Origin of the sequence: Achromobacter xylosoxidans (genome assembly GCF_002192695.1) — a bacterium.
Taxonomy (GTDB): Bacteria; Pseudomonadota; Gammaproteobacteria; order Burkholderiales; family Burkholderiaceae_B; genus Achromobacter; species Achromobacter xylosoxidans_C.
In genome coordinates, this window is record NZ_MTLG01000110.1 from 210,979 (window position 1) to 231,535 (window position 20,557).

The 20,557-nt window shown below is 62.9% G+C and carries 17 protein-coding genes; 8 read left to right on the forward strand and 9 right to left on the reverse strand.

Annotated elements, in window-relative coordinates:
* Positions 1 to 125 precede the first annotated feature (125 nt).
* Positions 126 to 1,025 (forward strand): arginase family protein, encoded by a 900-nt coding sequence (locus BRO63_RS26785; RefSeq protein WP_088142684.1) that lies wholly within the window; start codon positions 126 to 128, stop codon positions 1,023 to 1,025.
* A 158-nt stretch (positions 1,026 to 1,183) separates the two neighbouring features.
* A complete protein-coding gene (locus BRO63_RS26790) occupies positions 1,184 to 2,326 on the forward strand; it encodes a flavin-containing monooxygenase (protein WP_218824116.1) in 1,143 nt (380 codons plus the stop codon).
* On the opposite strand, the gene BRO63_RS26795 is transcribed toward BRO63_RS26790, so the two are convergent.
* The 7 genes from BRO63_RS26795 to BRO63_RS26825 form a co-directional block, all read right to left on the reverse strand.
* The gene (locus BRO63_RS26795) at positions 2,235 to 3,038 is read right to left on the reverse strand and encodes an ABC transporter permease (RefSeq protein WP_179215225.1); all 804 of its coding nucleotides are present in this window, start codon (positions 3,036 to 3,038) and stop codon (positions 2,235 to 2,237) included. The two genes, BRO63_RS26790 and BRO63_RS26795, sit on opposite strands and share 92 nt — an antisense overlap.
* Positions 3,039 to 3,082: 44 nt before the next feature.
* Positions 3,083 to 3,937, reverse strand: coding sequence for an ABC transporter permease (locus BRO63_RS26800; protein WP_088142686.1), 855 nt, complete (start codon positions 3,935 to 3,937; stop codon positions 3,083 to 3,085).
* A 2-nt stretch (positions 3,938 to 3,939) separates the two neighbouring features.
* A complete protein-coding gene (locus tag BRO63_RS26805; protein ID WP_088142687.1) occupies positions 3,940 to 4,986 on the reverse strand; it encodes an extracellular solute-binding protein in 1,047 nt (348 codons plus the stop codon).
* A gap of 11 nt (positions 4,987 to 4,997) precedes the next feature.
* A complete protein-coding gene (locus BRO63_RS26810; protein WP_088142688.1) occupies positions 4,998 to 6,119 on the reverse strand; it encodes an ABC transporter ATP-binding protein in 1,122 nt (373 codons plus the stop codon).
* A gap of 42 nt (positions 6,120 to 6,161) precedes the next feature.
* Positions 6,162 to 7,445 carry a pyridoxal phosphate-dependent decarboxylase family protein gene (locus BRO63_RS26815; protein ID WP_088142689.1) on the reverse strand — a complete coding sequence of 428 codons (1,284 nt, stop codon included), beginning with the start codon at positions 7,443 to 7,445 and terminating at the stop codon, positions 6,162 to 6,164.
* 361 nt (positions 7,446 to 7,806) lie between these two features.
* Positions 7,807 to 9,333, reverse strand: a complete 1,527-nt coding sequence (locus tag BRO63_RS26820; RefSeq protein WP_088142690.1) for a M81 family metallopeptidase — start codon at positions 9,331 to 9,333, stop codon at positions 7,807 to 7,809.
* 14 nt (positions 9,334 to 9,347) lie between these two features.
* The gene (locus BRO63_RS26825; protein ID WP_088142691.1) at positions 9,348 to 10,343 is read right to left on the reverse strand and encodes a Bug family tripartite tricarboxylate transporter substrate binding protein; all 996 of its coding nucleotides are present in this window, start codon (positions 10,341 to 10,343) and stop codon (positions 9,348 to 9,350) included.
* Positions 10,344 to 10,530: 187 nt separating this feature from the next.
* Between BRO63_RS26825 and BRO63_RS26830 the strand changes: the two genes are divergently transcribed.
* Complete coding sequence (locus tag BRO63_RS26830) at positions 10,531 to 11,211, forward strand: GntR family transcriptional regulator (protein ID WP_173145667.1); 681 nt, start codon at positions 10,531 to 10,533, stop codon at positions 11,209 to 11,211.
* Positions 11,212 to 11,272: 61 nt separating this feature from the next.
* Here the strand turns inward: BRO63_RS26830 and BRO63_RS26835 are convergent, their stop codons facing one another.
* Complete coding sequence (locus tag BRO63_RS26835) at positions 11,273 to 11,944, reverse strand: lysozyme inhibitor LprI family protein (RefSeq protein ID WP_088142693.1); 672 nt, start codon at positions 11,942 to 11,944, stop codon at positions 11,273 to 11,275.
* A gap of 152 nt (positions 11,945 to 12,096) precedes the next feature.
* Complete coding sequence (locus BRO63_RS26840) at positions 12,097 to 12,996, reverse strand: LysR family transcriptional regulator (protein ID WP_088142694.1); 900 nt, start codon at positions 12,994 to 12,996, stop codon at positions 12,097 to 12,099.
* 73 nt (positions 12,997 to 13,069) lie between these two features.
* Between BRO63_RS26840 and BRO63_RS26845 the strand changes: the two genes are divergently transcribed.
* The 5 genes from BRO63_RS26845 to BRO63_RS26865 all read left to right on the forward strand — a co-directional run bounded on the left by BRO63_RS26845 (position 13,070) and on the right by BRO63_RS26865 (position 20,556).
* On the forward strand, positions 13,070 to 14,269 hold the full coding sequence (locus BRO63_RS26845; RefSeq protein ID WP_088142695.1) for a pyridoxal phosphate-dependent aminotransferase: 1,200 nt from the start codon (positions 13,070 to 13,072) through the stop codon (positions 14,267 to 14,269).
* Positions 14,270 to 14,335: 66 nt separating this feature from the next.
* Entirely contained in the window at positions 14,336 to 15,943 is a 1,608-nt protein-coding gene (locus tag BRO63_RS26850) for a thiamine pyrophosphate-binding protein (RefSeq protein ID WP_088142696.1), read from the forward strand.
* 74 nt (positions 15,944 to 16,017) lie between these two features.
* Positions 16,018 to 16,986 (forward strand): Bug family tripartite tricarboxylate transporter substrate binding protein, encoded by a 969-nt coding sequence (locus BRO63_RS26855; RefSeq protein WP_179215226.1) that lies wholly within the window; start codon positions 16,018 to 16,020, stop codon positions 16,984 to 16,986.
* Positions 16,983 to 18,149 carry an acetylornithine deacetylase gene (gene argE, locus BRO63_RS26860; RefSeq protein WP_088142698.1) on the forward strand — a complete coding sequence of 389 codons (1,167 nt, stop codon included), beginning with the start codon at positions 16,983 to 16,985 and terminating at the stop codon, positions 18,147 to 18,149. Before BRO63_RS26855 ends, argE begins: the two co-directional genes overlap by 4 nt.
* 367 nt (positions 18,150 to 18,516) lie before the next feature.
* Positions 18,517 to 20,556, forward strand: coding sequence for a TonB-dependent receptor (locus tag BRO63_RS26865; protein WP_256943412.1), 2,040 nt, complete (start codon positions 18,517 to 18,519; stop codon positions 20,554 to 20,556).
* Position 20,557: the final 1 nt, after the last annotated feature.

Below are 20,557 nucleotides of genomic sequence, written 5' to 3' on the forward strand. Positions count from 1 at the left end.
TTGCTGTGGGAGCCATCCGCGTCTCGGTAGGAAAGCGGAAGATTGGGTGTCGGATTGAGCTTTCGCGCCGTAGTTTGTAGTCTGACATCATATTTTCTGCGGAATGGCCGCCTGCGGAGACACTGATGCCGACTCTCTCCTATGCAATCCTCGAAGCTCCTTCCACGTTGGGGCTGGCGACCGACGGCGTGGAGCGCCTGCCTGATCAGCTCCTGGCCCACGGCCTTGCAGAGCGTATCCATGCGCGCCACGGTGGGCGACTGGCTGTGCCTCCCAAGGATCCGGCGCCCGATCCTGACACCGGCACCCTGAACGCCAAGGCCATTGCAGCGTGGTCGCCCAAACTCGCCGACGCGGTGGAAGCAGTGCTGGACGCGGGCGAATTTCCGGTTCTGTTAGGCGGTGATTGCACAATCCTGCTGGGTTCGATGCTCGCGTTTCGCAGGCGCGGCCGCTACGGCCTGCTCTTCATCGACGGCAATGCCGATTTTTTCCAGCCCGAGGCGGAGCCCAATGGGGAAGGCGCCTCGATGGACCTGGCCTTCGCCACCGGCTACGGTCCGCCGCTATTGGCGGACATCGAAGGGCGCGGCCCTTTGGTCCGCCCTGAAGACGTTGTTGCGTTCGGGTATCGCGATCATGAGGACCAGGAAGAGTACGGCAGCCAGCCGCTCCCTGAAGCGCTCAAGACGCTTGATCTCCCCGCAGTACGTTCGATGGGCATTGAGGCTGCTGCGCGGCAGGCAGTCGATCATCTGACGCGAGCAGAGCTGGACGGTTTCTTTATCCACGTCGACGCAGACTGTCTTGACGACGCCATCATGCCAGCCGTCGATTTTCGCGTGCCCGGCGGCTTGTCGTGGGAAGAGCTGACGGTCGCGCTGCGGATTGTGCTGTCGAGTGGCAAGGCCGTCGGCCTTGAGATCACTATCTACAATCCGCATCTCGATGAAGATGGCAGCGCCGGGCGCGGCCTGGCCGATTTGCTGGCCTCGGCCCTCGGAACGGCAGTGTCGTCGGTGTAAACATGGTTACAGAAGGAGGCGCTGAGCGGAGAGACCATCGGCCGCAAGAACCCTCTGCGCTTCGGCTCGGGTCGCGAGGCCCAAGCGTGGCATGCTGATTGACCTTGAAGCTGCTAGAGGCCCTATCGTGGCCGACAGATCAACTGAAAGGAAGAACAGTGTCTAGCGCGTTGGAGTTGCCCCGTTTCGTTCTGGTCATCGGTGGCGGGCAGGCGGGATTGGCCGCAGGCTACTGGCTCAAGCAACAGAATATCCCGTTCCTGATTGTCGAGACCAGCGCCAGGATTGGCGATAGCTGGCGACAGCGGTATGCATCGCTTTCGTTGTTCACTACGAGAGCGTTCAGCGCATTGCCTGGTATGGCCTTGGAGGGAGACGCCGACGGTTATGCCGGCCGTGATGAGTTCGCGGCTTATCTCGAAGCCTATGCGCACCAATTTGCGTTGCCCTTGAAGCTGGCGACGTCGGTCGAGCGCCTGCGCGCAGGCTTGGATGGGAGCTTTCTGGCTGACCTGTCGGACGGCGGCACTGTTGCCGCCACGCATGTCATCGTCGCGACCGGGGGTTTTCAGGTACCGCTGAAGCCGTCGATTGCGCGCGGCTTCGGCGCGCAGGTCGTGCAGTTGACGCCGGAGAGTTTCGGCGCCGGCGAGTCGCTGCCCGACGGGCCTGTGCTGGTGGTAGGAGACGGGGCCAGCGGCCGCGATCTGGCCGTGTTGGCCTCGACCACGCATCCGGTGATGCTGGCGACGGGCAAGCCCAGGAAGCTGGTTCCCGAACGCGTACTGGGGAAATCGATCTGGTGGTGGCTGCGCACCCTGGGGCTGATGCGGGCGCCGACTGCGTCCTTCATCGGACAGGCATTGCGCCGCAGGGATCCTTTCCCCGACCGCGATCGCGGCTTGGCGAGCCTCGCGCGGCGCGGCGTCGAACTAAGGCCCAGGCTGACTGGAGCCAATGGCGACACAGCGCTCTTCGCCGATGGCGCGCACCGCAAGGTGGCGTCGGTGGTGTGGGCGGTCGGCTATCGAGACCACACCGACTGGATCGAGATTCCGGACGCCGTCGACGAGCACAGACGCTTCCGCCACAGCGAGGGCGCCTCTCCCGTGCCGGGACTGAGCTATGTCGGCCGTCCGTGGCAACGCAACCGTGCGTCAGCGCTGATCATGGGGGTGGGCGAAGACGCACGGCGCGTCGTCGAAGCGATCAAGCGCGAGGTTGCGGGCGTCGCATCAGTGCGGCAATTGCCGCGACCATCAGAATGGAAACCGCGACCAGCATCGTCGCCACCGCGGTAATGGTGGGATCTATGCGTTCGAGAAGCTGAGTGAACATGCGCTTGGGTATCGTGTCGTGCGTCCCGGCCAGAAAAACCGTGACAGTGATTTCGTCAAAGCTGATCATGAAAGCGAATAGCCATGCCGCGAACAGATGGGGAGCCATGTTTGGCGCGACCACCCGCCAAAGTACAGTTGTGCGCGATGCGCCAAGCGTGTGCGCGACCTGCTCGACACGGACATCGAGCGTGGCCAGGCCGGTTGATATCACTAGTACAACATAAGGCGCGGCCAGGACTGCGTGCGCGAGTATGAGCCCGCCTATGGTTCCGAGCAGACCTATGTTGGCAAAGAAGATATAGAGCGCAACGCCTGTGATGACGTGCGGAACCACCATGGGCGCGGCGAAATTCAACTCGAGCAGAGACCGGCCACGGAACCTGCCGCGAACCAGTCCGTATGCGGCGACGCTGCCGAGGCAAAGAGCGATAAGGCTAGAAAGCAGCGCAATGAATACGGAGTTCCGGAGTGCTTCGATCCATCGCGGATCGCTGAAGAATGCTTCGTACCATCGCAACGAGTAGCCAGGCGGAGGGAACTCCAGGGTGCTGGAACTCGAGAAGGACATCGGCACCACGATGACGACGGGAATGCAAATGAAGAACAGGACAAGAGATGCATATACGGCCAGTACGGCGTGGCCTGGCTTGCGGACTTTCTTGATGTCCGGCATAGCCTGGGATTGTTCCACTAGAAGCCTTGACGACATGGGAGACCTTATGACGAACGTGGATTGAGCCGCCCAAGCCTTCTGCTTGTGGCGTACAAAGCCAGGCAGGCAAGCAGCAGGGCGATGGAAATGGCGGATGCCAGGTTCCAGTCGGGCATGCGGTTGATCAGCAAATCAAGCATGTTGACCAACATCGGCACGCGTCCGCCGCCGAGAATCATGGGCGTTACATAGAAGCCGAGAGCCATCAGGAACACCAACAGCCCTCCCGCTGCGAGCGCGGGTAGAGTCAGCGGCAAGAAGATTCGCCAAAATGCCGTCCGTTCCGTCGCTCCCAGGGAGCGCGCGGCATGCAGGAGTCTCGGATCGACTTTGCGCATTGCCGCGTATAGGGGCAATACCAGAAAGGGCAGCAGGGCATTGACCACGCCGAGGGTGACGCCGCCGCGGTTGTACAAGAAGGCGATCGGACCGTCGACCAGTCCCCCGGACTGCAACAGGCCGTTGACGATGCCGGCATTGCCCAACAGGATGATCCACGCGTAGGTACGGATGAGCACGCTAACCCAGAATGGGATGACCACGAGCGCAAGGGCGAAGAGTTGCGCTCTGGGACTCAGGCCGTTGATCCAATATGCCAACGGATAGCCTAGCGCCATGCAGGCCAGCGTGGCGAGCGCGGAGATGATGAAGGTATTGGCAATGACCTTCATATACAGCGGCGAGCCGAGTAGCTCGCCATAGTGCGCCAGCGTCGGATGCGGCCAGCCAAAACTGCGGATCAGTGTGTCGAGTAGCGGCAGGTTGAAAGCCAATACCATCAGCATGAGTAGCGGTGCGACCAGCTTTAGCTCCGCCCGGCTGTTGCGCTGCCGTGCCGCGCTTTTCTTCGTCGGGTGCATTTTCAAAGTCCCAGCTTGAAGAGTTGCCACCGCTTTTCGACCACGGAGGCATGGGCGGCCCAGAATGCTTCATTGGGCAGGACCTGTACCTCCCGATTGGCGCGGCTTGTCGGGAACTGCGCCAGCTTGTCCTGCGGGAGCAGCTTGTCCAGGTAGGGACTATTGCCGGTATAGGGGATGATCTTCGCCGCCTCCGCCTGGGAAGCTGGCAGCGTCATCTGATGGAGCAGGCCAAAGGCGGCGCTGGCTTGGGCTGGTGCAGCGCCTCGCGGCATGACGAAGTAACCGATATTGAGCAGCCCCTGATTGAATTCCAGCCGCAGCTTTGGGTTCCCCGCAACGCGGCCCGAATAGGAGGCGGCGTAGCGGACTTCGTTATCCAACAGCAATTGCGCGGGCTGGGCGCCACTGGACCACCATACCGGTACGTGCGATTTGATCCTCTCCAGGCTGGCGAAGGCTCGATCGAAGTCGATGGGATAGAGGTTCTCGGGCGCCACGCCATCGGCAAGCAGTGCGATGGGCAGGGAGTAGTACGGGATATCGGGCAATGAGCGCCAGCCCGGAAACTTCGTTGTATCCCAGAAATCCTTCCAGTTAGCCAACGGAGCGGCATCGGCCCGTCCGGATAGCGCGACCGAGAAATACTGATATCCCATGCCATGTGTGTGCCGGGCTTCGGGGAACATCGCGGCGGGATCGATCTGTGCCCAGTCCAAGGGCGCAAGCAGGTTGAGCGCCATGGCTTGGGCCAGGGCGGGGCCACCGATTTCGTGCAGCACGGCGTCGATGCGCCCGGATTCGACCATCGCCCGCAGTTTGCCCAGGGGCGTTCCGGTCGTGTCTTCCCGTTGCACTGTGATGCCGGTGCGCGCGGTGTAGGCATCGATGTAACCTCTTTGGAGAGCCTCGCCGGACTGGCCCCCGGCCGCGATGATGCGTATGGACTTGACCGTTGCCGACGCTGATGCTGCGGCACGCACCAGGGTGGGGGTGGCGCATGCGCCCATGGTAGCCAGCGACGACTTGATGAAAGTACGACGTTCCATGAAGGACTCCGTTAGTGCAGGTGGGTGACAGTGGCGGGGGGATGCGCCAATTCGGCGGGGTGTTTCTCCGGAAGCAGCCAGACGGCGTCTTCAGGCCATGAGAGAACCACATGGTCTCCAATAGCGAACCGGACTTTTTCGTCGCTGGCGGCGACTATGAACGGACGCGCCTGGCTGGTTTGGACGTGATAGCGTATGGACTGCCCCAGATAGACAATGTCCAGGACGCGCCCTCTGAGGCCTGCGTGCCCGGCAGATGGGGCGGATAGTGTGGCCCGTTCGGGCCGGACGATCGCCTGCACGAGATCGCCGTCCGTTGGTGGCTGTGATACGCCCGAGGGATGGACTACCAGCCTCTCGCCTTCTCCAAGGTCAAGAATGAGCTTGGAGTCTGCCGTCGCCAGACGGCCGCGCAGGAAATTGGCGGTACCCAGAAAACCGGCCACAAACGAATTGCTTGGCCGCGAGTAGATTTCCTGCGGCGACCCGACCTGCTGCATCATGCCATCGGCCAGGAGCATCACCCGGTCAGACATGGACAATGCCTCTTCCTGGTCGTGGGTAACAAGGATGGTCGTCGTACCCAGAGAACGCTGCAGGCGCCGCAATTCGACCTGAACCTCTTCGCGCAGTTGTTTGTCCAACGCTCCCATGGGTTCGTCCAGCAACAGGATGTCGGGCTGGAAGACCAAGGCTCGTGCGAGCGCCACGCGCTGTTGTTGGCCGCCGGATAGCTGCGCAGGGCGACGGTTGTGCAGACCATCCAGGCGCAGCAATGCGAGCACTTCCTTCACTTTTTTGTCTATTGCGCCGGCATCGTTGCGCCGGATTCGCAAAGGAAACGCGATGTTCTCGCGCACCGACAAATGGGGAAAGAGTGCATAGCTTTGGAAGACAAGGCCGATGTTGCGCTGTGCTGGGGGGAGTCGGGTGACGTCGCGCGGGCCGAGGAGGATCGCTCCTTCGCTGGGCAGCGTAAGCCCGGCGATCAAGGCCAGGGTAGTGCTCTTGCCGGAGCCGCTTGGGCCGAGGATGGTCAGGAACTCTCCTTGTTCCACGTGCAGGTTCAGATCGCGCAAGGCTGCCGTGCCATCGTAGTGCTTGGACAGTTTGGCAATGGTGATTGCTGTCATATCGACTCCCCTATTCTTGTGGGCGCTACCGTGCTTGGGTGCTCAGTAGGTATGGGCGTTGGTTTGCGCCGTCAGCTTGTTGTCGCGTACGTTCTTGACGGCTGCGCGCAGGTCGTCGAGGTACCTTTCCATGATGGATTGGTGCACCGGATTCACCATGAAGTGGATCGCCACGGGATCCACGCCGACGCCGACAAACCATCCCTTTTTGTCCAGTTCCTGGGCGACAGCGTTGATGTCGACCGAGGGATCTCGCGATCGATAAAGCACGAAAGAGAGCTCGCTATGAGGACGGAGCACTTCCAGGCCCTCGATGTCCTCTATCCCTTGGATCATGCGATTGCGCGTATCGGCCACGATCTTGGCGATACCCCGATATCCCTCGGTGCCCAAGTAGTTCAAGACCGCCCAGGCCGAGGCGACGGGGCTGGCCGGGCGTGTACCCAGAAAGGTGTCCGTCTCGTAGTGGCCACGCGGCCAATCGTCGAATTCGAAGCGTTGGTGTTGCTTGAAGATTTCGTTGCGGTACAGAATCAGCGAGGCGCCTTTCGCGGCGAATCCGTACTTATGGATGTCGGCCGAAATGCTCGTGACGCCAGGCAGCGAGAAATCAAAGTCAGGAATGGGTTCGCCATTGAGCTTCATGAACGGGCCGAGAAAGCCGCCCACGCACGCGTCCACATGCAGTGGAACTTGGTGCTTCAACGCGACCTCTGAAAGTGCGGCGATCGGATCGTAGACGCCATGCGGATATGCAGGAGCGGAACCCACGATCAGTGCCGTGCGCTCGTCAACGGCAGCATTCAGCGCCTGGACGTCGACCCGGAAATCGTCGCCGATGGCAATGCGCTGTACGTCCATATCCAGGTAATACGCGGCCTTGTTGAACGCCGGGTGCGCTGAACGCGGGACCACGATCTTGAGCCGTTCATGGCCGGCGGCGGCCCCAGTCGCCCTTTTCAGGCTACGCGCCGATTTCACCGCCTGGAAAATGCTCTCGGTACCGCCCGAGGTGAAGCTGCCTGCGGCGCCAGCCGGAGCATTGAACAGGGAAAGCGCCATGTCGATGACTTCCGATTCAAGGCGCTGGACACTGGGGAACGCCTTGCGGCCAAGGCCGTTTTCCATGAAGTACTTGGCCGAGGCGTTCTTCGATACGGCGCCGAGCGCGTCATCCAGCCAGTAGACATAGAGCGCCATCCTGCCTTCGTCCCAGCGGTAGTCCCCATTTTTGGCGTCATCCAGGCGCTTCTCCAGCGCGGGCCAGGGCGTGCCGGTGGCTGGAAATTCGATTCGCGGGGATAGAGGGGAATGAGGCGTGGTCATGGCAGGTGCTTTATGTGAAAGTGAATGAGAAATTAAGATATCACGAATGATTAAATTTGTGATCACAAAAATGGATCGGGAATTCCCGTATGAGGCCAGGACGATCCAGGTTGATCCGCTAAATTTCTGTGAGCACGCCCAGTTCCATGGGCGCGCGTAGGCCCGCCGGAAGGTCGACGTCCAATGTGATCGGGTCTTTTGCGAGAAGGCCTATCGGCGAGGCATGAAAGATGCCGCGTTCCGACAGCGCGGGGCGGCAAGACGGACTACCGTGGCGAGCGCTTGCGTCGATGCGGCGGGCCGCAGCGACAGCAGCCGGCCCGATACGGGCGCGCCATGCGCCGCGATATGCCGCGCCGGCTTAGGCGAAACGATCGATCGAGTACCACGGCCCTAGGAGGGGTGCCGCCGTCACGTCGTGCTCGGGCCAAATCCGACTGTCACTCCAGGCGAAATGGCGGGGAGCGTAAATGCTGAGGCCTGGGGTGGCGACAGCGAGCGCTGTCCCGATGCCCGCAAAATTCAGCTTGAAGTGGTAGCCCGACTTGATGCCGACAAAATCGAATTCGCCCGGTTCGACGCCATGGCTGCGGAACCCCTGCGGATCGTGAATCAGTCCAGGCTGGCTGGTGGCGATGACGACGGAACCGTCGGGCAGGCGCAAGGTCGCTGTCAGGCCAAGTTGAATCAAGGTCCCGTGCTTGTATGGCCCGCTCACAACGTAGCTGCCCGGTCCCAAGGCGATGACCTCGACCTCGGTTTCCAGTGACGACAGGCCAGGCGTATCAAGGCCCCCGAGTCTGGCGATGAAGCGAGCGCCGACGCCACGCGCATGCGCATCCTGGACCGCTATTGCATCGCTCACTGTGACGGCGCCGCGCAGCGGCCGCTGGCGATGCTGGGCATGGCGCAGAATTTCAATGCTGTCGCCAGGCGCTCCAGCAAGCACGCGATCTCCCATATCCGCCAAAAGAAACGGGCGTTCATTGGGACTTTCCTGGACCTTGTCGAGAGCTGCTTCCGTGGTCGGCAGCGTATCTGGAAATTCATCACGCCGAAGCCAGAAATCGCCCGCCAGCTTTGCGGACAGCTTGGCGGCGAGCACGGCATCGCCATCGGCGATGACCAGCGCGCCTTGGCCCATGGCCTGGCCGTTGGCGTAGGGAAAAACGTTGAGTAGGGAAATATCCAGTACCGCTGGGTGTTGGTGCAGCATCTGGCGGGCTTGCTCGTGCAGCGCCTGGAGCGGGCCCGAATTGGTGTCGGCATTCCCTGGCAGAATCATGCGAGCCTTGGTGAGCACCGAAACCGGCCTGATCTTCTTCTGGATTGCAGCCTCCAGCAGTTGGACGCAGCGGCGCCCGCAGTCCATGACGTCGCGATGCGGGTTTTCCTTGCAGGCGCTGACAATGTCTGCCGCCGTCAGCATGTCGGCCGTTATGTGGCAATGGAGATCCAGACCGACGGCAATTGGCACGTCCTCGCCCACCCAGGCGCGCAAGAGTTTGAGGAAGTGGCCTTCGACATCGCTAATCGATGCGGTGGCCATGGCGCCATGCAGCTCCAGCGCGATGCCGTCGATTCGTCCAAAATGGTCCAGAGCGCTTGCTATGCTTGTCTTGAACCGCGTTACGAGGTTCTCGTACACGTCTTCATCGACGGGGCCGCCAGGCGCCGCTTCGGCGAAGAGGGCCGGTATGGCCGTGTGTCCCCGCTGTGTCAGTTCCGAAACAATGCCTCCCAAGGTCGTGCCCGCGCCTTGCATCTCGGATATGAGCTCGGGGCCTTCGAGCCATGCAAATGCAGTTGCCGTGGTTCGGCGAGGACTGAACGCATGTGTCTCGTGGAAAAAGCCGCCAACAACAATTTTCAAGGATTCGGTTTTCATGCCAGTTCAGACGCTCAGTTGACTCGCGGCATTTGCGTGTCGCGGATCATCTGCCCCATTTCCTGGAGACCCTTTTTTAACTGTGCGGCATATTCGGCGCCGTTCAGCGGCATTGCGTCCATGCCCAACTTGTCGAATGACTCGAGCGTCGCGGCATCACGGACTGCTGCGATGACTGCATCCTGCAAAATGGCAAGCACCTCGGGCGGAGTGCCAAGCGGCGCTGCAAGCCCGATCGAGGCGTCGATCTGTACCGGCCAGCCGCTCTCCCGAAGCGTAGGTACGTCTGGGTACTCGGGCCAGCGCATCGGACCCACTGACGCAATCATTCGCAGTTTGCCGGCTTGCATGTGCGCTAGAACGTCGGAGGGGTTCGCGACGGTGACGTCTATTTGCTTGCCCAGGAGGGCGTTAACCGTCTCGGTGCCGGACTTGTACATGACTTGTTCGAACTTGCCTCCGGTCTGGCGACTGAGCTCGAGCACCGCGAGGTTGACTGCAGCGCTGGCTGAACCGAGAAAAACGCCATCTCCCTTCTTTGCGTTGTTCAGCAGGTCTTGCAGGGTGAGATAGGGGGAATCGGCCCGCACCACGATGCCGTAACGGTACCGTCCGACGCCAGCCACAAAGGCGAAATCCTGATCTGCATAGGGGAGCTTCATCAGGTGCGGCAGGATCGCCTGTGTGGAATAAGTGACCACGCCGACGGTGTAGCCATCTGGCGCCTGGCGTGCGACGTAGCTTGGGCCGAGCGTGCCGAGCGCACCAGGCTTGTTTTCGACCACCACGGGTCGGCCCAGTCTCGCTTCCATGCCCTTGGCCAGAACGCGCGCAGCCACATCGGTGCTACCGCCAGGGCCGTAATTTACGACGAGGTGAATTTCGTTCTTGGGAAAGTCTGCCGCCGCGGCGGCTGTCCCCAGGCTGGAGAAGGCAAGGAAGGCGGCGAGGGCTATGCGCGCGCATGGGCTGGCATCGATGCTGCAATTCTGGGACGTGGTGTTGGCCATGTCGAATCCCCGGAGTGTCGGTGTTGTTCTGTTAATGTATCACCAATTAAATAAAATGTGATCACAAAATAGCGCTAGGGAATTCCCTTGCCACCTGGCCAAGCAATGACGCCGGGGTGCGCCGCGCGAAATTCTGGGAGAATTGGCCCTGTTTTATGTCACATTCAACTCCGCCATGCAGCGTGCCATGTCCGAAGCAACCCCAGAAACCGCTATGCGCGATAGCGTCTATCAAGGCATTCGTGGGTCTCTGATCTGCGGGCGTTTCGCGCCTGGAGAAAAACTGCTGCTGCGGCAACTCGCGTCGGAATTCGAGGTCAGCCTGACCCCGGTTCGAGAGGCGCTGCACCGTCTCATTGCGGAAGGCGTGCTGACGCAGGAGCACAGCCGCTCAGTGCGTGTGCCCATATTGTCGAAAGCACGGGTGCTGGAGTTACGGGACATCCGCCTTTCGTTGGAAGGCCTGGCTGCCGAACGCGCCGCCGCGAACGCGACGGCGGCGGATATCAAGGTACTGGAGCGGTTGGCGGGCGAGGTTGAGGCAGCCCGTCGTGCAGGTGATATCGCAAAGGACACACAAAAGGTGGCCGAGTTTCAGGTCGCTCTTTACCGGGCAAGCGAAATGCCTGTACTCGTGCGGCACATCGAAATGCTATGGCTGCAGACCGGGCCCTACATCCGGCTGCTGCATCCGGATTTCATCCGCATGGTGCAACAAGTGCGCGCAGGATGGCGCTATGAGCTATGCGACGCTTTGCGTGAACGCGACGGCGGCAAGGCGCGGCAATTGATAGAGACCGACATTTCCGAAGCCCTCACTTATTTGGCAAATCTCTTCGACGCGGCCGCATTGATCAACCACGCTTGAGGGCTTCGGTTGCTGAGCGTGGAGTGATGGGGCCGCGTCGCTCTCTAACGTGCGGAGCGGCTCAGCGCAGCGCGAACCAGGCCCCCTCCAGGCTGCCATTCATGCCGCAGAACGGCGGACCAAAGCCGTCGTTTTCCACCCCGGCGGGCCGCGTTTCGCGCACCGCCAGCACCGCGCCGCGGCGCGTCAGGTCCAGGGTCCAGGGCGGCCCGTCCTGGTAGGTGACGATCAGGCTGTCGCCGACGGCGACCGCCTTGCCGCTCAGATCGCAGACCCAGCGGCCGTTGTAGGGCTGCGCCGAGTTGGCGGCCACGAACAACTGGCCGTCGGCGGCCCGGGTGATTTCGATTTCGCCTTCGAGGTTCTTCCACTTGCCGACAAAGCCGGCAGGCGGCTGCGGGTTGATGGCCTTCAGGAATTCCAGGCGGTAGCGCATGCTGGCGCCGATCTCCTTGACCGGCGTGCTGCCCGAAAAGGGCTCTGCATAGATATTGTCCCGCACGCCCAGGAAATAACGTTGGTCGGCGGTCAGCGATTTGACCGCCTCGGCGTCGAGCTTGCCGCGCACCGCCTTGTACTGCTGCGCGATGGCCGCGTCCTGGTCGGCCAGGGCTGGGTGGGCGCAAATGGCTTTTTCGACCGGAGTCGCGGCCTTGGCGCAGTTGAAGGAGGGGGCAGCCGCGGCGCTGCCCGCCATGGCCAACGATGCTGCAAGGACCAGATGACGGATCATCGTGTGTAGTGCTCCAGGTTGTGTACGCGTTCGGCTTGTCGGCCGGCGTCGAGGTGACGGACATGCGCGGATAACGGCGCAGTTTACCGGCGGCGCCGTTGTCGGCGGCGTGGCGATAGCGTTGCGTTCGCTGCCGTACGCGCCGCTGGTTCTCATTTTTTCTTCTGGCTGGTCTTGGCCTGCTTCCAGAACGCCGCTGCCGCGGGAGACAGCCGGTTCTCGTTCAGGCATGCCAGTCCGACGCGCCGTGCCGTCTTGGGCAGCAAAGGCCGATAGACCACGCCGGGATAGGCGTCTGGCAATGCCATCGATGCCACCACCGATATGCCTTCGCCCTTCTGCACGAACGCCAGAATCGACAGCATCTGGGTCAGTTCATGCGAGATTTTGGGCGCGGTGTCGGCTCGCGCGAACATCTTGGCGACCAGGCTCTGTGAGCCGGCATGGGTCAGGATCAAGGGGTAGCGGCCCAGATCGCGGATGTCGATGGATGCCGCCGCGGCCAGCGCATGCCCTTCCGGCAGGACAGCAACCAATTCATCCTCGGCCAATTGCAGGGTATCGAAATTGCTTTTGGGCAGGGTGACGACGCCGATCTCCAGCCGGCGCTCGATCAAGTCCTGTTCGATCTCGGCATCGGCTTTCTCGAAGACGCGTACATCGATGCCGGGATAGAGCTGCCGGAAGCGCTGCAGCAGCGGCGGCAGAAGCTGCAGCGAGGAACTCAGGCCGAACGACCCCAACCGCAGCATCCCGCTGTCGAGGCCGGCGCTTGCGCCCGCCGTTGCCTGGATGAGATGCATCGCGGCAAACAGGTCGCGCACGTGGGGCAGTATCTGCTGCCCGGCATGGGTGAGTTCCAGCTGCGGCGCATTGCGATCGATCAAGTCAGTGCCCAGCGTGGTTTCAAGCGCGCGCAGCACGTGGCTGGTGGTGGACGGCGTCATGCCTATCTTGGAGCCGCCGCTGGCGATGCCATCCGACGCCGCAAGCGACAGGAACAGCTCCAGTTGACGCAAGGTTGGCGCGTTGGGTCCAAGCGGAGATGTCATATTGAATTCAAATTCAATTGTTGTTGAATCCTTTGAATTCTAGACTTATTTCCGTCGTCACCGGAAAAAGTCCATGCTCTCGCCACTCATTGCCACTCTGCGTTCCTCTCCCATCCAAGTCATGGCGGAGCAGACGCGCCAGGCCATTCAGCAGGGCCGCAGCGTCATCGACATGACGCTGGGCGAACCCGATTTCCCGACGCCTGCCCATATCTGCGAGGCCGCGGCGCGCGCCATCGCCGGCGGCCAGACGCGCTACACGCCGATCAACGGCACCCCATTGTTGCGCGAGGCGATCGTCGAGAAGTTCCGCAGCGACAACGGCATCGAATGCACGCCGGCGCAGATCAATGTGGCGTGTGGCGGCAAGCAGGTGATCTATCAGGCTTTCCTGGCCACCTTGTCGCCTGGCGACGAGGTGATGATCCCGGCGCCGTATTGGGCGTCCTACAGCGATATCGTGTCGATGAATGGCGGCGTGCTGCGCCCCTTGGCGACGACGCCGGACGAGGCCTATGCGCTGCATCCGCAGGCGCTCGAGGCTGCCATCACGACGAAGACCAAATGGCTGGTCCTGAACTCGCCCAGCAACCCCAGCGGCACCGCCTATGCGCAATCGCAGCTGGAGCAGTTCGCCGCCGTCATCCGGGCGAGCCGCAATCAGGACTTCCTGATCATGGTCGACGACATCTATGAACACATACTCTTTGACGGCAGGACTTTCGTCACGTTCGCACAGGTCGCGCCGGATCTGGCGCACCGGATACTGACCGTCAACGGCGTGTCCAAGGCTTACTCGATGACGGGCTGGCGCGTGGGTTATGCCTGCGGTCCCAGGTTCTTGATCGATGCGATGACGAAAGTGCAGATGCAGATCAACTCCCACACGTCCTCGGTGTCGCAGGCGGCCGCAGCCGCCGCGCTCGCGGGGCCGCAGGACGAGGTGCGCCGCCGCTGCGCCATCTTCCAGCAACGCCGCGATTACCTGCTGGCGCAGTTTGCGCAAATCGACGGGCTGGCGACGCCCCGGCCGGAAGGCGCGTTCTACCTGTTTCCCGACATGCGCAGTTTCATCGGCCGCAAGACGCCTGCAGGCCTGCGCCTGGAGGACGACGTTGCGCTGGCGTCGTACCTGCTGGGCGCGGGCGTGGCGGTCGTGCCGGGTTCGGGATTCGGCATGCCGGGATTCATGCGCCTTTCGTACGCGACCTCCGACGAAAACCTGCACATCGCCGCCGCCCGCATGGCCGCCGCGCTGGGCAATCTTCAATAGCCGCGGCGCTTGCCGCCGCCATTTTTCAAGCACTCGTATCAGAGCTTTCCTAAAGGGGAATGTTGCATGTCCACGGTTTCGCAGATCATCGGTAAACGCCTGTACGAGGCGGGGTGCCGCCACGCATTCGGCATTCCTGGCGGAGAGGTCCTGTCCGTCATGCGCGGACTGGACGATGCAGGGGTCAGGTTCACGCTGGTCAAGCATGAGAACTCCGGCGGCTTCATGGCGGAGGGCGTGTTCCACCGCACGGGCGCGCCGGGCGTGCTGGTCGCCACCCTGGGGCCCGGCGTGGCCAATGCGGTGAACGTGGTGGCCAATGCGCTGCAGGACCGCGTGCCCATGATCTTCCTGACCGGCTGCGTCGACGAGGACGAAGCCGCCACCTATACCCATCAGGTGTTCGATCATGCCGCGCTGATGCGGCCGATCACCAAGGCCTCGCTGCGCATGACGGCGGGCAATGCCGAGGCCGTCATGGACAAGGCGCTGGCCATGGCGATGGACGATCCTCCCGGGCCAGTCCATGTCGACGTGCCGATCAGCGTTGCCATCGCCGAGGCCGCGGTGGCCAGGGGCGCGCGGCGCGTGCAGCCCGCCCCGGCCGTCCCCGCGCATACCGGGCAGCTCGAGCTGGCACGGTCGTGGCTGAGCAAGGCCAAGCGGCCCGTCATCATCGCGGGCGTGGAGGCCCTGCACCATCGCGCGGAGGAACAGATCCGCGCGTTGGTGCAGAAGCACCGGATCCCGCTGATCACCACCTACAAGGCCAAGGGCATCGTCGACGAGCGCGACGTGATGGCCGTGGGCGGCATGGGCCTTTCGCCGAAGGCCGACCATATCGTGCTGCCGCTGATCAAGGAAGCCGACGTGGTGCTGCTGCTGGGCTATGACCCGATCGAAATGCGGGTGGGCTGGCGCAACATCTGGGAAGACGGCGCGCACGTGATCGAGCTGTCCTCGAACCGCAACACGCACTACATGCACCAGTCGGCGATCAGCTTCGTGGGTGACATCAAATACGGAACGGAGGTGTTGGCCGACGGCTTGCGCACGGCGTCGGAATGGAAGGACGACGAGGTCCGGGCCATCAAGCATGCGCTGGCGGGCATCTACCGCATCGACGAAGAATGGGGCCCCGGCGCCATCGTGGATGTCGCGCGCGCGGAAATGCCGGCCGATACCGTGGCGTCGGTCGACAGCGGCGCGCACCGGATCCTGTTGTCCCAGACCTGGCAGTGCTACGAGCCCCGCACCCTGATGCAGTCGTCGGGCCTTTGCACCATGGGTTGCTCCTTGCCCCTGGGCATAGGCGCCAAGCTGGCCGAGCCCGGACGCCCCGTGGCGGTATTCACGGGCGATGCCTGCCTGGAAATGACCCTGGGCGAATTGGCGACGGCCCGCGATGCCCAGACCCCGGTCATCGTCTTCGTGTTCGCCGACGAATCCCTGTCGCTCATCGAGATCAAGCAGCGCGGCACCGGACAGCCGAACCTGGGGGTGGATTTCCCCGGGACGGACTTTGCGGCCGTGGCCAGGAGCATGGGTGGCCTGGGCTTCGACGTGCAGGACCGCGCGGGCCTGGCGCAGGCGATACGCGCGGCCCTGGCGGCAAAAACGTATTCGATCATTTCCTGCCGCATCCCGCGCAAGGCGTACGACAACCGGATCTGAGGCACGCGCGGGACGGATTGCGGCAACCAGGCAGGAAAGTGCTTCCAGCTTCAAAAAACCAAGGGGAATGCCCAATGAAGCGACGCTGTTTTCTCAAGGTATGTGCTGTATCGATGGCCGCGGCGCCCGTGGTGGCGCGGTCCCAGGACCGCATCATCAGGATCGTGGTCCCGTTCGCGCCAGGAGGCTCCGGCGATCTGATTCCACGCATTGTTGCGCCGGCCATGTCGGAACGGCTGGGCATGACGGTGATCGTGGAGAACCGGGCCGGCGCCGGCGGCGTGATCGGCGCGACCTATGTGGCGCGCGCGCCCGCCGACGGGCTCACGCTGGGGGTGGCGACCGTCAGCACGCATGCGATACAGCCTGCGGTGCTGGCAAAGCCGCCGTACGACCCGCTGAAGGATTTCGCGCCCATCTCCAACCTGGCCCGGGTGCCCAACGTGATCTCCATCAATCCGGGCTTGCCGGCGCGGGACATGGCCGAGTTCATCAAACTGGCCAAGCAGCGCGGTGGCGATATCACCTACGGGTCGCCAGGCGTGGGATCGCTGGGGCACATGATGGGCGAACTGTTCGCCCAGGCCACGGGCGCACCCATGCGGCATATTCCATACCGCGGGGCCGGCCCGGCGTTGCAGGACGCCATCGCGGGCCACGTGGACGTGCTGTGCGACAACCTGCCTGCGTCATTGCCGCATATCCAGGGCAAGCGCCTGCGTGCGCTGGGGGTGGCCTGGCCTGGCAGGGTAGAGCAGTTGCCGGACGTTCCCACCTTTGCGCAGGTCGGTGTACAGGCGCTCAATGATCCTGCCTGGTTCGGGCTGGTTGCGCCCGCGGGAACGCCCGCGGAATTCGTGCAACGTGTCAGCGCGGCGGCCGCGGCGGCGCTGAAGCAGCCGGAGGTGGCAGGCCGGATCAGGCAATTGGGCGCGGTGCCTCAAGGTGGCCAACCGGAGGCATATGCGGCCGATATCCAATCCGAACTGGACAAATGGCGCCGTGTCGCCAGCGCCGGCAACATTTCCCTGGAGGCCAATTGACTGATCAATTTCCTGATTGCTCCAGCGAAACGCTAGCCTGGCTGGAATCGCTGATCGCCTGCCCCACCGTATCCGGCAGCCACTCCAACCTTGAACTGCTGGCGCAGGCGGAATCGTTCCTGCGCAAGATCGGCTTCGCGGTGCGCTACACCTACAGCGAGGACCGCAAGCGCGCCAACCTGTACGCCAGCCTCGGAGGCAGCGTGGGTGGAATCCTGCTGTCCGGCCATACGGATGTCGTGCCGGTGGCGGGGCAGGACTGGACCCGGGATCCATTCCGCCTGACCGACGAAGGCGAGCGGCTCTATGGCCGCGGCGCGTGCGACATGAAGGGCTTTCTGGCATGCGTGCTGGCGACAGTGGGCCGCCTGGGCAGCGGCAGGCTGACCCAGCCCGTGCATATTGCGTTGACCTACGACGAAGAGATCGGCTGTGTCGGCGTGCGAGGGCTGCTGGCTGACCTGCGCCAGCACGGCATCCGGCCGTCCGCGTGCATCGTCGGCGAGCCGACCCGCATGGAGGTGGTGCGTGCGCACAAGGGCCGTCATGCCTGGCGCTGCAATATCCGGGGCAGGGCTGAGCACTCGTCGCTGAGCGGCATGGGCGTGAATGCCGCGGAGACGGCGTGCGTCCTTGCGGCGGAAGTCGCGGCGCAGGCCCAGGCATTGCAGTCCGCCACGCGCGACGAAGGCTTCTACGTGCCTTTCTCGACGATGGCGGTCTGCCGCGTGCATTCCGGGCATGCATCGAATGTGATCCCGGAGGAGGCGGAGTTCGACTTTGATCTGCGCTTCCTGCCTGGCGTCGATCCCGACGCCGTCTTGGCGCCCATCCATCAGCGCGCCCGGGAACTTGAGCAGACGATGCGGCAAAGGGTCTCCGAATCGCAGGTGCTGTTGATGCAGCGGACCTCGGTGCCCGCATTGGTGCCCAAGGCAGATACCGACATACTGGTGGAAGCCCTGTTCCGGGCGGGGGCTCTGGCCGGCGGGCACGTGGCCTACACGACGGAAGGCGGGCTCTACCAGCAAGCGGGCATCCCGGCCTTGGTCTGCGGGCCAGGCGACATCGCCCAGGCCCACACGGCGGATGAATACATCCTGCGCAGCCAGCTCGGGATGTGCGAATCCGTGCTGGAACGGCTGCTGGCAGGCGGGCCGTGATACGCACGGGACCAGCCTCCAAGGCGGCGGGGAGGCAACAACGGCATCGAGGCCACGGAAGCTTGTCTGGGGATGTCAATCAAAAAAACATAAACCTTTGATTCTTATTGAATTGCCTTGCCAATTTGAGCGAATTGCGGCGGCGGATTCCCGATTTCTTGATCAACTGTGCTTTCCTAAATATATAATTCATCTGATAAGCATTCGCATTTAGATATCGGAACGATGAATTGTGTCCAAGAAAACTCGGTTGACAATCTCGCTGTGCGTCCAGTGCTTCAGCCCGGCAGTTGCGCTATCTTTGATTCTTCCCGCTAGCGCTAGCGCCCAGACAGCGACGCAAACCACGACGCTGCAGCCCGTCACCGTGACCGCGGGTTCGGTCTCGGAGGAAGACCTGCCCGCGCCCTATGCCGGCGGGCAGGTCGCGCAGGGTGCGCGCCTGGGCCTGATGGGCAATCAGGACGTGATGGACACGCCGTTCAACGTCACCAGCTATACCTCCGAGCTGATCCAGAACCAGCAGGCGCGTACCCTGGCGGACGTCATGGCCAACGATCCTTCCGTGCGGTTCACGACATCGAGCGGACATGCCTACGAGAACTTCCGGATCCGGGGCTTCGACGTCAACCAGAACGATGTGGCGATCAATGGCATGTATGGCCTGGCGCCCATGGGCCGCACGCCGCTGGAGTTCGTCGAGCGGGTGGAGGTGCTGAAAGGTCCGAACGCCTTGTTCAGCGGCATGGCGCCCAGCGGTGCGGTGGGCGGCACGATCAACCTGGTGCCCAAGCGGGCGGAAGACAAGCCCAATGCCACCTTCGGCGTGAATTGGCAGGCCGACGGCCAGCTGGGTACGACCGTCGACGCTGGCCGCCGCTTCGGCTCCGCCAATGAATGGGGGGCGCGCGTCAACGGTTCCTTCAGCGACGGCGCCACTACGCTGGACGGCCAATCCAGAAAACGCGAGTTCCTGTCCGCCGGGCTGGACTATCGCGGCAGTGCCTTGAGCGCGTCGATAGACGCTTACCACAGCCAGGAGTCGTTCTCGGGCGGCACGCCGGCCATGTTCTGGTTCGGCGGCTCCGTCGTGCCCGACGCGCCCGATCCCCGCATCAACCAGTTCAGCACCGGCTATGGCAGCATCCAGAGCAATGCCGTCATGGCGCGGGCTGAATACCGCTTCAATGACAGCGTATCGGCCTTCGCCGGCGTGGGCAGGCGCGACAGCCATCAATCGGGCCTGATCAATGGCACCCACGCGCGGCAGATTGACGCCAACGGCAATTTCACCGGTTCCATCATCGGCCAGCGCGCCTACACGGACGCCACCTCGGTCGAAGGCGGGCTGCGTACGCGTTTCAGCACGGGCAGCGTGCGGCACGAACTGGTGCTCCAGGCTTCCCTGCTGAAGCTGGAGGACGGATCGGCCACCGGCCCGGCATCGACCTTCAGATCCAATATCTACGACCCGATCACGCCGGTGATGCCGGCCGTGCCCGGCAGCGCGCCCAAGACGGCGGAGAACACGCTGTCCAGCCTGGCGCTGGTGGACACCATGTCCTTCTTCGACGACAGGCTGCTCCTGACCGGCGGCCTGCGCAACCAGCGCGTGAAGACCACCAACTTCGACAAGACCGGCAAGACGACGGCGCGCTATGACGAGGACGCCGTGACGCCCGCCGTTGCCATCGTCGTCAAGCCCTGGGGACCGGACGTTTCGCTGTATGCCAATTACGTGCAGGGCCTGAGCAAGGGCGATAGCGTCACGGACACCACCGCCAGCAACTATGGCCAGGTGTTCGCGCCCTACAAGACCAAGCAGCAGGAGCTGGGCGTCAAGTGGAACGCCGGCACCTTCACCAATACCCTGGCGTTCTTCCAGATCGACAAACCCATGCTGGTCACGGAGGGTTCCACGGCCAAGCCTACGTATGCGGACGGCGGCGAGAAGCGGGTACGCGGCGTGGAATGGAACACGTTCGGTGAGCTGGCCCCGGGCGTGCGCGTGCTGGGCGGCGTCACTTACACGCAAGGCACGCAGGTCAAGACCTCGTATGGCCGCTATGACGGCAATACCGCGGTGGGCGCGCCGCGTTGGCAGGCCAATACCGGGCTGGAATGGGATACGCCCTGGGTACCCGGCCTGACGTTGAGCGGGCGCGTTCAGGCGACTTCGAGCCAGTACGCCGATGCGGCCAACAAACTGCAGATTCCGGGCTGGGGCCAACTGGACCTGGGCGCCCGCTACGCCACGCAGATCAACGGCCGGGACGTCGTGTACCGGCTGAATATCAACAACGTGTTCGACAAGCACTATTACGCCGGCAGTTTCAGCGACACGACGCCCATCGTGACGCTGGGTCCGGCGCGCACCGTTACCGCCTCCGCCAGCATCAGTTTCTGAC

Excerpts from the sequence above, each read along its gene's own strand:
- BRO63_RS26795 (WP_179215225.1), bottom strand. The coding sequence starts at position 3,038 with ATGCCGGACATCAAGAAAGTCCGCAAGCCAGGCCACGCCGTACTGGCC.
- BRO63_RS26815 (WP_088142689.1), bottom strand. The coding sequence starts at position 7,445 with ATGACCACGCCTCATTCCCCTCTATCCCCGCGAATCGAATTTCCAGCC.
- BRO63_RS26835 (WP_088142693.1), bottom strand. The coding sequence starts at position 11,944 with ATGATCCGTCATCTGGTCCTTGCAGCATCGTTGGCCATGGCGGGCAGC.
- BRO63_RS26855 (WP_179215226.1), top strand. The coding sequence starts at position 16,018 with ATGAAGCGACGCTGTTTTCTCAAGGTATGTGCTGTATCGATGGCCGCG.
- BRO63_RS26830 (WP_173145667.1), top strand. The coding sequence starts at position 10,531 with ATGTCCGAAGCAACCCCAGAAACCGCTATGCGCGATAGCGTCTATCAA.
- BRO63_RS26785 (WP_088142684.1), top strand. The coding sequence starts at position 126 with ATGCCGACTCTCTCCTATGCAATCCTCGAAGCTCCTTCCACGTTGGGG.
- BRO63_RS26845 (WP_088142695.1), top strand. The coding sequence starts at position 13,070 with ATGCTCTCGCCACTCATTGCCACTCTGCGTTCCTCTCCCATCCAAGTC.
- BRO63_RS26840 (WP_088142694.1), bottom strand. The coding sequence starts at position 12,996 with ATGACATCTCCGCTTGGACCCAACGCGCCAACCTTGCGTCAACTGGAG.
- BRO63_RS26810 (WP_088142688.1), bottom strand. The coding sequence starts at position 6,119 with ATGACAGCAATCACCATTGCCAAACTGTCCAAGCACTACGATGGCACG.
- BRO63_RS26825 (WP_088142691.1), bottom strand. The coding sequence starts at position 10,343 with ATGGCCAACACCACGTCCCAGAATTGCAGCATCGATGCCAGCCCATGC.
- BRO63_RS26820 (WP_088142690.1), bottom strand. The coding sequence starts at position 9,333 with ATGAAAACCGAATCCTTGAAAATTGTTGTTGGCGGCTTTTTCCACGAG.
- BRO63_RS26800 (WP_088142686.1), bottom strand. The coding sequence starts at position 3,937 with ATGCACCCGACGAAGAAAAGCGCGGCACGGCAGCGCAACAGCCGGGCG.
- BRO63_RS26850 (WP_088142696.1), top strand. The coding sequence starts at position 14,336 with ATGTCCACGGTTTCGCAGATCATCGGTAAACGCCTGTACGAGGCGGGG.
- BRO63_RS26805 (WP_088142687.1), bottom strand. The coding sequence starts at position 4,986 with ATGGAACGTCGTACTTTCATCAAGTCGTCGCTGGCTACCATGGGCGCA.